Origin of the sequence: Mycobacterium paraffinicum, from assembly GCF_025822865.1 — a bacterium.
GTDB classification, from domain to species: Bacteria; Actinomycetota; Actinomycetes; order Mycobacteriales; family Mycobacteriaceae; genus Mycobacterium; species Mycobacterium paraffinicum.
Genome location: NZ_JACKUR010000025.1, coordinates 554,557 through 566,864 on the forward strand (window position 1 = coordinate 554,557; position 12,308 = coordinate 566,864).

Genomic DNA, 12,308 nt, shown 5'->3' on the forward strand with positions numbered 1-12,308 from the left:
GACACGCGGTGGTGGTGCTGGACAGGGCGCTGAGGTGCACCAAGAAAATTTAGCACGCTCACTAAGGTTGTTTCTATGGTTGGAAATGTCAGGAATGAACGGGTCGCGGTGGTCACGGGCGCCAGCTCGGGAATCGGCGAGGCGACCGCCCAGATCCTCGCTGCGCAGGGCTTTCACGTGGTGGCGTTGGCGCGCCGGGCGGAGCGGATCAACGCCCTGGCACGGGAGATCGGCGGAACCGCGATTGTGGCTGACGTCACAGACGATGCGGCGGTCGCCGCTCTGGCCGACGAACTGGCCCGGGTGGACGTGCTGGTCAACAACGCCGGCGGCGCCCGCGGGCTGGCACCGGTCGCCGATTCCGACTTCGAGCATTGGCGGTGGATGTGGGAGACCAATGTGATGGGCACGCTGCGGGTCACCCGAGCGCTGCTGCCCAAGCTCATCGACTCCGGTGACGGCCTGATCGTCACGGTGACTTCGGTTGCCGCACTTGAGGTTTACGACGGCGGCGCTGGGTACACGGCTGCCAAACACGCCCAGGGAGCGCTGCACCGCACGCTGCGCGGCGAGCTGCTGGGTAAGCCGGTGCGGCTGACCGAGATCGCACCCGGCGCGGTCGAGACCGAGTTTTCACTGGTTCGCTTCGACGGCGATCAACAACGCGCCGACGCCGTCTACACCGGCCTCACACCGCTGGTTGCCGCCGATGTCGCCGAGGTGATCGGCTTCGTGGCCTCGCGGCCGCCCCACGTCGACCTCGACCTGATCGTCATGAAGCCGCGCGACCAGGCGTCGGCCACCCGATTCAACCGCCGGGGCTAGTCGCCGGGCTGGATGAGGTGGTCGTCGTCGTGGGCGTGCCGGACAGGCTCGGCGCGGTCGACGGCGTGACCGGTGCGGTCACCGGAATCTGCGTGGACGGCGGGTGTGCGGTGGCGGGCGGGAGCGCCGACATGGCCACCCAGGTGTCCCAGTCGACGGCCCAGTCCCAGAGGTCACCGTCGGAGTAGGACAGCTGGATCGAGCTCCCGGTCACCTCGACCGGGTCGCCGTACATCGCCGACTGGAAGTACTGCTCCGCGTCGCCGGTCGACAGGTTGATGCAGCCGTTGGTGACGTTGCTGTTGCCCTGCGCGCCGGCGCTCGACGGGTTGGCGTGGATGAACTCGCCGTTGTTGGAGATCCGCACCGCCCAACGTTCGTGCACATGGCTGTAGCCGGCCGCCGGGTTGGACATGTAGAAGTCGGCGTACTTCTCGGTGACCACGTGGATGCCGTTACGGGTGACGTTGCGCGCCTTATCGGCCTCGCCGTAGCTGCACGGGAAGTCCATGATGACGCCTTCGTCCCTGACCACCTGGATACGGTGCGACGTGACCTCGGCCTTCACCACCTGCCGCCGACCGATCTGGAAGTTCAGTGAGATGTCCTCCGCCCCGTACGCGCTGTCGCCGAACGGCAGGCCGTACAACTTGGCGTCGACGTTGACGGTCGTGCCCGCGGGGTAGTACTCGCGCGTGCGCCAGTGCACCCGGGCGCCCTGCGCCTCGTCGGGCAGCCACGCCCAGCTGCCCTCGACGGGCGGATTCGTGGTGACGGTCAGCGCCTTCTCGACGGCGGCCTTGTCGGTGATGGGGGCGTCGAACTGGATGATGATCGGCGCCGCCACCCCGACGGTCTGCCCGTCGGCCAACTGGAACGCCCCGCCGATCTTCTTGGTGGGAGACACCGTGGTGAACTTGCCCTTCACCGGGATCGCCTTGCCGTCATGCCCGACGGCCGAGCCGCTCCATGTGTAGGTCGCGTCGTAGCCCAGCGGCTCGGTGGTGGTGTAGACCGTGCGGTCGGAGTTGAACTTGCCCGCCACGGGCTTGCCCGCGGAATTTGTCAGCGCGACGTGCTGGAACCAGCCGTCGCTGATCTGGACGCTGACCGGCGCGATCGGCACCACGTTTTCGGTCGCATCGGCCGGCTGGAACTTCAGCTGCGGCGCGGGCTGCTCTTTCTTCTCGGCCTGCCTGGCCGTGGTGCCGCCACACGCGGCCAACAGGCTGGGGGCGAAGACCCCCAGTCCGAGGGTCGCCAAAGCCACACGCCGGTTGATCGGCGGCGGGGTGTGCGACGTGCTCACGAAAGTCAAAGATACCGGGCAAAATCCACCAACCCCGCCGCGACAAATCGGGGCCGGGGCGGTCATTCACAGGATTCGGAGCTACAGCCTGCAGCCGAGCAGGACGGGCTCGGGTTTCAATGTGACACCAAACACATCACGAACCCCGTCGCGGATGACGCGGGCCAGTGCGATCACCTCGTCAGCGGTGGCGCCGCCGCGGTTGGTCAGCGCCAGCGCGTGCTTGGTGGACAGCCGGCAGCGCGCCGCGGGATCGTCGGGATAACCCTTGGTGAAGCCGGCCCGCTCCACCAGCCAGCCCGCCGCCAGCTTGACGCCTTCCGGCGCCGGGTAGTGCGGAACCTCCCCCTGGACGCTCGCGACCAGCCGCTCGTACACCTCGGGCGCGACCACCGGGTTGGTGAAGAACGACCCCACGCTCCAGGTGTCGTGGTCGTCCGGGTCGAGCACCATGCCCTTGCGGCCCCGCAGCTTCAGGACCGCCTCGCGGACCGACGGCGGATCGGCCCGCTCGCCGCCGCTCAACCCCAGCGCGGCGGCCAGTTCCCCGTAGCGCAGCGGCGCACTGCGGCCCGAGGAGTCCAGGGCGAACTCGACTTCCAGTACCACCCAAGGGGTTTCGGGCGCGGCCTGCTTGAGCACGCTGGTGCGGTAGCCGAAGCCGAGCTCGCTGCCGGGCACCCAGCGCACCTGGCCGCTGCCGCGGTCCAATACCCGGACCCGGGTGATGGTGTCGGAGACTTCCGCACCGTAGGCCCCGACGTTTTGCACCGGGGTGGCCCCGGCCGACCCGGGGATCCCGGACAGGCATTCCAGCCCGCCCAGACCGTGCTCGATGGCACTGACCACGACGTCGTCCCACACCGCGCCCGCCTCCGCGCGCACCAGGCCGCCGTCGATGGTGATGGCGCTGTTGGCCAACCGCACGGCGGTCAGGCCGGTCAGGGTATCGGCGATCACCAGGTTGGACCCGCCGGCGAACACCAGCACCGGGGCATGTTCTCCCGCACGGCTTTCGGCGTCCAGCTCCCGCACCGTCGCGATCACCTGTTCGGTGCTGGCGCAGGTGATCAGGCGGCGCGCGACCGGCCCCACCCGCAACGTCGTCAGCGGCGCGAGCGACACCGCCGCGGCGACATGCGCACCGGCGAATGTCGAACCGGCATCGCTGGATTTCATGGCCCGTAACGGTAGCCTCACCTGCTATGCCGCGTTCATTCGACTTGTCGGCCGACTACGACGGCAGCGTTGAAGAGGTGCATCGGGCGTTCACGGACGAGACCTATTGGCGGGCACGGCTGGCCGGGTCCGGTGTCGACCTCGCCACGCTGGAATCGATGCGGGTCGGCGGTGAAACCGGGGACGACGACACCGTCGAGGTTGTCACCGTGCAGGTGATCCACAGTCACAAGTTGCCGGGGATGGTCACACAGTTGCACAGCGGCGACCTCCGCATCAGGCGCGAGGAGGTCTGGGGACCCGTCGCGGACGGCGCCGCGCGGGGTTCGGTCGTCGGCTCGATATTGGACGCCCCGGTGAATCTGAAGGGCACCGCCACGCTCTCGACAATCCTGGACACCGGCGGCGCCCGACTGACCTTCCGGGCCACCGTCCAGGTACGCGTCCCGATCATCGGCGGCAAGCTGGAGAACATCATCGGCACCCGACTGGCCGAGCTGGTGGCGGCCGAGCAGCGGTTCACCACGGAGTGGATCGCGGGAATGGCGTGAGACCGCGTCGAGCCTAAGCTGGCGCTCATGCGAATCGCGTTGGCGCAGATCCTCAGCGGCACCGATCCGGCCGCCAACTTGGAGCTGGTGCGCGAGTACAGCGGCCGGGCCGCCGACGCCGGCGCGAAGTTGGTGGTGTTCCCCGAGGCGACCATGTGCCGGTTCGGCGTTCCGCTGGCGCCGATCGCCGAGCCGGTCGACGGGCCGTGGGCGGCCGGGGTGCGGGGCATCGCGGCCGACTGCGGGATCACGGTGGTTGCCGGCATGTTCACCCCGGCCGGAGACGGACGGGTGAAGAACACACTGATCGCGGCCGGTCCGGGCAGTCCCAACGAGCCGGACACGCATTACGACAAGATCCACCTCTACGACGCCTTCGGCTTCACCGAGTCACGCACCGTCGCACCCGGCCGCGAGCCGGTGGTGATCACGGTCGCCGGCGTGGGGGTGGGGCTGACCGTCTGCTACGACATCCGCTTCCCGGCCCTGTACACCGAGCTGGCCCGCCGCGGCGCCCAGCTGATCGCCGTCTGCGCATCGTGGGGCGCGGGGCCCGGCAAGCTCGACCAGTGGACGCTCTTGGCGCGGGCCCGCGCGCTCGATTCGATGAGCTACGTCGCCGCGGCCGGCCAGGCCGACCCGGGCGAGTCTTTGACCGGGTCGGGCGCGCCCACCGGGGTGGGCGGCAGCCTGGTTGCCTCCCCGTTCGGCGAGGTCGTCGCGTCCGCCGGCTCCGCACCGCAGCTGGTGCTGGCCGACCTCGACGTCGATCGGGTCGCCAAGGCTCGCGAGAGCATCGCGGTGCTGCGCAACCACTCAGATTTTGCTCAGCTCGATAGGGCAGAATCAGTCGGGTGACGAACCCACAGGGACCACCGAACTCCGACCCGTCGAGGTGGGGCCGTCCGGCCAACCAAGGCCCCTTCGGCCAGCCCCCCACCGAGCGGCCGACCGAGCGGATCAACACCGGCGGCCCGCCCGCCGCGCCGCCGCCTCCCGCCGCAGGTCCGCCGCCGGGTCAGACCGAACGGATCGGCACGCCCCCGCCGAACATGCAGCGGCCCGACTACCCGCCGCCGCCCCCGCCGATCCCGCACGCGGGGGCGACCGAGCAGCTGCCCACGCCCGGCGAGGAACCGGCCGCGGGGAAGAAGCGTCGCTTCCTGCGCGACCCGCTCTCCGTGGTGCTGGTCTGCATCATCGTGGTTTGCCTGGTGATCGCCGCGCTGGTCGGGGGCGAGCTGTACGTCCGTCACGTCGCCAACAGCAAGGTCGCCGAGGCGGTGGCGTGCGAGGTCAAGGACCAGGCCACCGCGTCGTTCGGGGTGGCGCCGCTGATGCTGTGGCAGCAGCTCACCAAGCACTACACCAACATCTCGGTGTCGACCGCGGGCAACCAGGTGCGTGACGCCAAGGGCATGAAGATCGACATCAACATCCGCGACGTCCAACTCAGGGACACGCAGGACTCCAAGGGCACCATCGGGTCGCTCGACGCGACCGTCACCTGGACGTCCGACGGCATCAAGGAATCCGTCCAGAACGCGATTCCGGTGCTGGGCCCGTTCGTCACCAACACGGTGACCACGCACCCCAACGACGGCACGATCGAGCTGAAGGGCATGTTGGACAACCTGACCACCAAGCCCGTGGTGTCGGGCACCGGCCTGCAGCTGCAGATCGTCAGCTTCAACGCGCTCGGCTTCACGATGCCGAAGGAGTCGGTGCAGTCGACCCTGGACGACTTCACCTCGCAGTTCACCAAGAACTATCCGCTGGGCATCCACGCGGACAGCGTTCAGGTCACCTCCAGCGGTGTGACGAGCCACTTCTCGACGCGGAACGCGAGCATCCCCACCGGCAACAACAACGACCCCTGCTTCGCCAACCTCTGACGCCAGCTCAGTCGAGCCCGTCGAGCACCGCCCGCGTGCCGGACAGGCCGAGCCGGGTGGCACCGGCGTCCAGCATCGCCAGCGCGGCGGTGGCGTCGCGGATGCCGCCGCTGGCCTTGACGCCCAATCTGCCGCCGACGGTCTGGCTCATCAGGGCGACCGCGCGCACCGAGGCGCCGCCGGCGGGGTGAAACCCGGTCGAGGTCTTGACGAAGTCGGCGCCGGCGTCCTCGACAGCGCGACACACCTGCACCAGCCCGCGCTCGTCCGGTCCCGATAACAGCACCGCCGACTCCACGATCACCTTGAGCACGGCGCCGGGGACGGCGGCGCGCACGGCGGCGATATCGGCCCGCACCGCCTCGATGTCTCCGGCCAGCGCGGCGCCGATGTCGATGACCATGTCGACCTCGGTGGCGCCGGACGCCACGGCCTGTTCGGCCTCGTGGGCCTTGACCGCCGAAATGTGCTTGCCCGACGGGAAGCCCGCCACGCTCGCCACCGCGACGCCCCCTTCGGCTCGCACCGCGGCCGAAACCATCGACGGCGAGACGCACACGGCGTAGACGCCCAATTCGGCGGCCTCCGCGACCAGGGCGGCCACGTCCGCCTCGGTGGCTTCGGGTTTGAGCATGGTGTGGTCGACCATGGCCGCCAGCTGAGCCCGGGTGGGTTTGGTCGCCACTAGAACCTTTCCTCGGGTCCGCCCGGATTGCATCCGGACGCGACCATGTCGGTGTCGTCGACGACCGGGCGCCACGGCTCCAGGTTCCAGCTGGTCTTGCCGGGCTCGGCCAGTTCGGCGAACTGCCAATGACAGATGAACTGCGCACGCATCCCGGCGGTGTCGGCGTCCGGCGACAGCGCCAGCACCTCGGCCCACGCCTCGTCGGCGAGGGCCGCGTTGCCGGACTGCCTGGCGGCCAACCGCCCCGACGGAGTGGGGAAAACCCGCAGACTGCTCAAGCCGTGCCACTGCGCCCACTCGATGTGGTCGATGAATGGCGGGGACATCGTGGCCGGGTCCGCTGCGGCGGCACCCGCCGGGGCCCACAGCGCGACGAGCACCGCGGCGGGCGCCGTCAGCAGGGCCTTCATCCCGCTAGCGCGACTTACCTTGGATTTCAAGAAGTTTCGGCCGCACGTCGACCAGATACACGCCCGCCGCGCACGCGGCGATCGCCATCCCGAGTACCCCGAAAACAAAACTCAGGATGGATGTCAGGGCGACAGCCAGACCGAGGATCACCAGCCACACCGGCTTGGTCAGCTTGTCGGCGGCGGTGTAAGCGTCGGGCCGCTGCAGTGCTGCATGCACGAACGCGTATACCGCCGTTACCAAAACGGCGATCTGCAAGACCAACATGACGGTACCCACGAGGTGGCTCACGCCTTAAGCGTATGCGGGCGCCGTGCAAAACGTCGACTCAGAGTCGCCCGAAGGACAACTCCGAGTCGACGTCTTGACTTACTTCTGGGTGACCTTCTTGGCGGGAGCCTTCTTGGCCGGGGCCTTCTTGGCGGGCGCCTTCTTGGCGACAGCCTTCTGAGCCTTCTTGGCAGTCTCGTCGGACTTCTTGGGCAGCTCGATGCCGACCAGCTTGGCCGCGCGCTCACCGACCGCGCGGGTCTGCGATGCGACGGTGCCCAGCGCCTCCTGCGTCAGCTCGACGGCCTGGTCCACGTAGCCCTCGGCGCGCGCGGAGGCGTCGTCGATGCCCGTCTGGCTGCGCAGGCGCTGCAGGGCGGCCTCGCCCCGCTCGACCAGCTCGTTGTAGCGGTTGGTCGCCGCGTCCAGGTAGCCCTCGGCAGCCTTGCGCAGTTCCTCGCTGGTGAACCGCTCGCGCAGCTCGTCCAGCTGCTCGGGCAGGTCCTCCTGCAGCCGGGTCAGCCGGGCACGGCTCTCCTCCACCCGGGTGCGGGTGTCGGCGCGGGTCTCCTCGGCACGCTCGCGCAGGCTCGCGATCAGGTCATTGACAGTGGCCAGGGCCAGGTCGGCCGCGCCCAGCGCCGCGAGCAGGGGTGCCCGCAAATCTTCGATGTTCGAATTGTCCGCCATGGTTATTCCTTTCATGGTTTTCCGTTATTGGCGTTCTTGGGTGTTGGTTGTGAAAGTTAAGGCGAGCGTCTCCTTCTCGTCGCGACCGCCGGATTCACGCTCCTGGGTAACCCGTGCGGTCGGTGGTTGATACATCACCACCCACTAGCGTGACGCGGAAGTCCCGACGGCCGGAAGGGCCATTGATCACTCGTCGCCGTTGGGTTCGGTGGAACACTCCTCGTCGCTATCGATTGATTCGTTTTGTTGGGTGAACGATGCGTAGACGTCGAGCAGAACCTGCTTCTGGCGCTCGGTAATCGCGGTATCGGTGATGATGGCGTCGCGCACTTGACTCTTGTCGCTGGGCTCAAGGATCCCGGCCCGCACATAAAGGACCTCGGCGGAAACTCGCAGCGCCTTCGCGATTTGATTGAGCACGTCGGCGGACGGCTTACGCAATCCACGCTCCACCTGGCTCAGATACGGATTGCTGACCCCGGATCTCTCGGCGAGTTGGCGCACCGAGACCTGCGCGAGTTCGCGCTGGCTGCGGATGAAGCTACCGATGTCCGAGGCCATGTCGGAGGCGGCGTTGGACACCTTGGCGGAGAGTTTCTCCTCGGGTGCCATGGCGTGCTCCTGGTCGGCTGATCGATGTTGACGGCCCCAGATTACTACAAGTGCTTGCTTTTGCAAGCACTTGTTAGCACTACTAGAAAAGTAGATGGGCGACGGCGTAGATCACCAGACCGGCCAGGGAGCCGACCACGGTCCCGTTGATCCGAATGAACTGCAGATCACGGCCCACGTGCAGCTCGATGCGCCGGCTGGCCTCCTCGGCGTCCCAGCGCTCGATGGTGTCGGTGATGATGGCGGTGATCTCCACGCCGTACTGCGAAACCAGGTGCTGGGCCGCCCGCACGATCCAGTTATCCACCTTGTCGCGCAGGTCGGCGTCGTCGCGCAGCGACTCCCCGATGCGTACGACGGTGTCGGTGATGCGGGTGCGCAGCGTGCTGGAGGGGTCGTCCACGCCCTCGAGCACCAGGCGCTTCAGCGTCTTCCAGGCCGTGGCGGCGGCGTTGGCGATCTCGTCGCGCGCCATCAGCTGCTCCTTGATCGCATCGGCTCGCGCGATGGTGTCCGCGTCGTTTTGCAGGTCGTCGGCGAATTCGAACAGAAAGCGCGTCGCCGACCGGCGCAGCTCGTGGTCGGGATTGCGCCGCACCTTGTCGGTGAAGTCCATCAGCTCGCGGTGGATGCGATCGCCGACCAGATGGTCGATGAAGCGTGGCGACCACGTCGGGGAGTCACGCTCGACCACCCGCTGGATCACCTCGCCGGCGTTCAGCGACCACTGGAAGGCCCGGTCGGCCAGCAGCTGGATCAGCGCCTCCTGCCGGTTCTCGGCCAGCAGCGTCCCCAACACCCGCCCGACCGGCGGCCCCCACTGCGGTTCGGCGATGCGGCGCACGATCATCCGGTCGATCACCTGCTGGACGTCGTCGTCGCGCAGTAACTCCACCAGCACCCGCAGCACCGTGGCCGTCTCGCTGGCCACACGTTCGGCGTGCGCGGCCTCCGACAGCCACTTGCCGAGCCGTCCGGGCACCTCGGCGTCCCGCAGCTTCGTCTCCACCACCGGCGGCGACAGGAAGTTCTCCCGCACGAAGGTTCCCAGCCCCTCGCCGAGCTGATCCTTCTTGCGCTTGATGATCGCGGTGTGCGGGATGGGGATACCAAGCGGATGCCTGAACAGCGCCGTCACCGCGAACCAGTCGGCCAGCGCGCCCACCATTCCCGCCTCCGCGGCGGCACCGACGTAGCCGACCCAGGCACCCAGGTGGGTGTGGGCCTGGGCCCACCGGCACGCGAGGAACAGTCCGGTGGCGCCGATGAGGAAGCCCAGCGCGACCGCTTTCATCCGGCGCAGCGCCAGCCGGCGCTCTGCGTCGGCCTGCGGATCGGCGCCGGCGAAGGATTCGGCTAGCGACGGGTGCGGGCGCCCGGTTCCGGTCAAAGGTGTCGTCGAGTCCGGCCCCGCCGCTAGCGGGCCCGGTGCTGCGCCTCGAGGCGAGGCTCTGTGTACCACCACTCCATCATTCATCGTCCCGGCCGATTGGTGTGACGGCACTGCTAGGGAGGCTCGTGGCGGGGTGCGGCCAAAGTCCGGAACAGGCCCGCACACCGTAGTATCGAGTGCGTCTAGTGAATGGGAAATAGGCGACAGTGACAGAGCAAATGTTGGCTGTGACCGCCAAGACGGATGGTCGCAAGCGGCGCTGGCATCAACACAAGGTGGAGCGCCGCAACGAGTTGGTAGACGGGACCATCGACGCGATCCGGCGGCGCGGCGGCACGTTGAGCATGGACGAGATCGCCGCGGAGATCGGCGTGTCCAAGACGGTCCTGTATCGCTACTTCGTCGACAAGAACGACCTGACGACCGCCGTCATGATGCGGTTCACCCAAACCACCCTGATTCCAAATATGGCGTCGGCGCTGACATCCAATCTCGACGGCTTCGACCTGACCCGGGAGGTCATCCGGGTGTACGTCGAAACCGTCGCCAACGAACCCGAGCCGTATCGCTTCGTGATGTCCAACAGCTCGGCCAGCAAAAGCAAGGTGATCGCCGACTCCGAGCGGATCATCGCCCGCATGCTGGCGGTGTTGATGCGCCGCCGCATGCAACAGGCGGGGATGGACACCCGCGGCGCGGAACCGTGGGCCTACCTGATCGTCGGCGGCGTTCAGCTGGCCACTCACTCCTGGATGTCGGATCCGCGGATGAGTCGCGACGAGTTGATCGACTACCTGACGATGCTGAGCTGGAACGCGCTGAAGGGCATCGTCGAGGTGGGCGGATCGCTGGAGAAGTTCCGCGAAGAGCCCCATCCGTCGCCCATCGTGCCGCCCCGCGGGCGTGAGAATGAGGCACCGCTCTAGTACTGCAGCCGTAGATCGAGATCACTGTTGTTCACGTCGTTTGTAGTGGGATTGGCGGGCTCGGTATTGGTGTCTTCGGCGCCATCGTGACCAGGCCAGCAGGGTCGCGACGGTGTGGTTGCTAGTACTGCAGCCGTAGATCGAGATCACTGTTGTTCACGTCGTTTGTAGTGGGATTGGCGGGCTCGGTATTGGTGTCTTCGGCGCCATCGTGACCAGGCCAGCAGGGTCGCGACGGTGTGGTTGGTGGCGAGTAGCAGGGCGTCGAAGAGGCGGCGAAACTCGTTGACGGTCAACGCGATCAGCCCGGCCGGGGTGGGTGTGGTATCGCGTTCGATCGCGGTGGCCACCGCCAGGAAGGCATGGGCGAGCATGGCCAGGGTGGTCCAGCGGTGCCAAGAGCGCCATCGGCGGACCTGGTGTTGGTCGAGTCCGACCAGTCCTTTGGCGGCTTGGAAGGTTTCCTCGATGCGCCACCGCTGGCCGGCCACGGCGACCAGGGTGCGCAACGGTACCGGACGTGGGCTGTAGCAGCGCAGGTAGGCGTGCTCGCCGGTGGCGTCGTTGCGGCGGATCAGCAAATGGTGCACACCGGTGTCGTTGTCGTCTTCGGCAAGGAGCCGAAACCACGCCCACGAATACACGCGCGGGCCGTGCGCTCCGACACCAGCGGAGTGGCGCTGCCAGGCACGCGGCGGGATCAGGGCGGGTAGCGCGTCGACGCGGATAGGTCCGGCGTGGGTGGGAACACACCGGTTGGCTGAGACGGCCAGCACGTATCCCAGCCCGTGGCCGCGCACCGCGGCCCGCAACCGCGGGTCGGCGCCATAGACTTCGTCACCGGCTACCCAGGATGTGGGCACCGCCGTCTCGACGGCGCGGTCGATCAACGCCGTGGCGAGGGCGGGTTTGGTCGCAAACCCTCTGTCCTGCTGCGGAATTCGAGCCTGATCACAGCGATCGTGATCCTCGGTCCACGATTTGGGCAAGTAGAGGGCGCGGTCGATGAGGGCGTGCCCGCGCGGGGCAGCATAGGTGAGGTAGACCGCGACTTGAGAGTTTTCGATACGGCCCGCGGTGCCGGAGTACTGGCGCTGCACGCCCACCGAGTGAGTGCCTTTCTTCACATCCCCGGTCTCGTCGACCACCAGGATCGCCTGCGGGTCACCGAAGGCGTCGACGACATAGTCGCGCAGATCATCGCGCACCGCGTCGGCGTCCCAGCTGGCCCGCGCCAAAAGATGCTGCAACCCGTCGGGATTAATGGCACCGCGATGCTCGGCGATGGTCCAGCAATTCTTGCGGTCCAGACCCGACACCATCCCCAGGATGAGCTCGCCGGCATGACGCAACGGCTCGTAACGAACGAAACGCGGCGCGATCCGATCGATCATCGCCGAGTACTCAGTCCACCACCGGTCAGGGTCTACGCTATGAACCGCGGCGACCGCGGCCAATTCGGTTGTCTTCACAAACTCTGAACGATGCCGCGGTCACCGCTCTGACCAGCGCAGACACGCCCAAGACCACTGGCCTCAAACTACGGCTGCAGTACTAGG

The 12,308-nt window shown here is 67.7% G+C and carries 13 protein-coding genes and 1 pseudogene; 5 read left to right on the forward strand and 9 right to left on the reverse strand.

The genetic code is table 11. The features are described 5' to 3' along the window. The first annotated feature begins 75 nt into the window (after positions 1 to 75). Positions 76 to 825 (forward strand): SDR family NAD(P)-dependent oxidoreductase, encoded by a 750-nt coding sequence (locus H7J89_RS17185; RefSeq protein ID WP_264044828.1) that lies wholly within the window; start codon positions 76 to 78, stop codon positions 823 to 825. Here H7J89_RS17185 and H7J89_RS17190 read toward each other — a convergent pair. Further along, positions 809 to 2,200, reverse strand: a complete 1,392-nt coding sequence (locus H7J89_RS17190; protein ID WP_264044829.1) for a L,D-transpeptidase — start codon at positions 2,198 to 2,200, stop codon at positions 809 to 811. The genes H7J89_RS17185 and H7J89_RS17190 overlap by 17 nt on opposite strands. A 15-nt stretch (positions 2,201 to 2,215) precedes the next feature. After that, positions 2,216 to 3,313, reverse strand: coding sequence for a UDP-N-acetylmuramate dehydrogenase (locus tag H7J89_RS17195; protein WP_264044830.1), 1,098 nt, complete (start codon positions 3,311 to 3,313; stop codon positions 2,216 to 2,218). Between the two features lie 26 nt (positions 3,314 to 3,339). On the opposite strand from H7J89_RS17195, the gene H7J89_RS17200 reads away from it, so the two are divergent. Genes H7J89_RS17200 through H7J89_RS17210 form a run of 3 tightly spaced genes read left to right on the forward strand, consistent with a single transcriptional unit; the run spans position 3,340 to position 5,759 of the window. Continuing rightward, positions 3,340 to 3,864 carry a DUF2505 domain-containing protein gene (locus H7J89_RS17200; protein ID WP_264044831.1) on the forward strand — a complete coding sequence of 175 codons (525 nt, stop codon included), beginning with the start codon at positions 3,340 to 3,342 and terminating at the stop codon, positions 3,862 to 3,864. Between the two features lie 27 nt (positions 3,865 to 3,891). Continuing rightward, complete coding sequence (locus tag H7J89_RS17205; protein ID WP_264044832.1) at positions 3,892 to 4,722, forward strand: carbon-nitrogen hydrolase family protein; 831 nt, start codon at positions 3,892 to 3,894, stop codon at positions 4,720 to 4,722. Then, positions 4,719 to 5,759, forward strand: coding sequence for an LmeA family phospholipid-binding protein (locus H7J89_RS17210; protein WP_264044833.1), 1,041 nt, complete (start codon positions 4,719 to 4,721; stop codon positions 5,757 to 5,759). The genes H7J89_RS17205 and H7J89_RS17210 overlap by 4 nt, the downstream gene beginning before the upstream one ends. A gap of 7 nt (positions 5,760 to 5,766) precedes the next feature. Here the strand turns inward: H7J89_RS17210 and deoC are convergent, their stop codons facing one another. The 6 genes and pseudogenes from deoC to H7J89_RS17240 form a co-directional block, all read right to left on the reverse strand. Further along, a complete protein-coding gene (gene deoC, locus H7J89_RS17215) occupies positions 5,767 to 6,444 on the reverse strand; it encodes a deoxyribose-phosphate aldolase (protein WP_264044834.1) in 678 nt (225 codons plus the stop codon). Continuing rightward, positions 6,444 to 6,857: a DUF2599 domain-containing protein gene (locus tag H7J89_RS17220; RefSeq protein WP_264044835.1), complete on the reverse strand. Its 414-nt coding sequence runs from the start codon at positions 6,855 to 6,857 to the stop codon at positions 6,444 to 6,446. The genes deoC and H7J89_RS17220 overlap by 1 nt, the downstream gene beginning before the upstream one ends. Before the next feature lie 4 nt (positions 6,858 to 6,861). Beyond that, positions 6,862 to 7,149: a DUF2516 family protein gene (locus H7J89_RS17225; RefSeq protein ID WP_040621261.1), complete on the reverse strand. Its 288-nt coding sequence runs from the start codon at positions 7,147 to 7,149 to the stop codon at positions 6,862 to 6,864. Between the two features lie 78 nt (positions 7,150 to 7,227). Beyond that, entirely contained in the window at positions 7,228 to 7,818 is a 591-nt protein-coding gene (locus H7J89_RS17230; RefSeq protein WP_264044836.1) for a heparin-binding hemagglutinin, read from the reverse strand. A 134-nt stretch (positions 7,819 to 7,952) separates the two neighbouring features. Next, positions 7,953 to 8,430, reverse strand: a pseudogene (locus tag H7J89_RS17235) (helix-turn-helix domain-containing protein). A gap of 82 nt (positions 8,431 to 8,512) precedes the next feature. After that, entirely contained in the window at positions 8,513 to 9,907 is a 1,395-nt protein-coding gene (locus tag H7J89_RS17240) for a DUF445 domain-containing protein (protein WP_264044838.1), read from the reverse strand. A gap of 134 nt (positions 9,908 to 10,041) precedes the next feature. On the opposite strand from H7J89_RS17240, the gene H7J89_RS17245 reads away from it, so the two are divergent. Further along, positions 10,042 to 10,749, forward strand: a complete 708-nt coding sequence (locus H7J89_RS17245; RefSeq protein ID WP_276042164.1) for a TetR/AcrR family transcriptional regulator — start codon at positions 10,042 to 10,044, stop codon at positions 10,747 to 10,749. A gap of 146 nt (positions 10,750 to 10,895) precedes the next feature. Here H7J89_RS17245 and H7J89_RS17250 read toward each other — a convergent pair whose 3' ends face one another. Beyond that, positions 10,896 to 12,143 (reverse strand): IS701 family transposase, encoded by a 1,248-nt coding sequence (locus H7J89_RS17250; RefSeq protein WP_264044840.1) that lies wholly within the window; start codon positions 12,141 to 12,143, stop codon positions 10,896 to 10,898. Positions 12,144 to 12,308 lie beyond the last annotated feature (165 nt).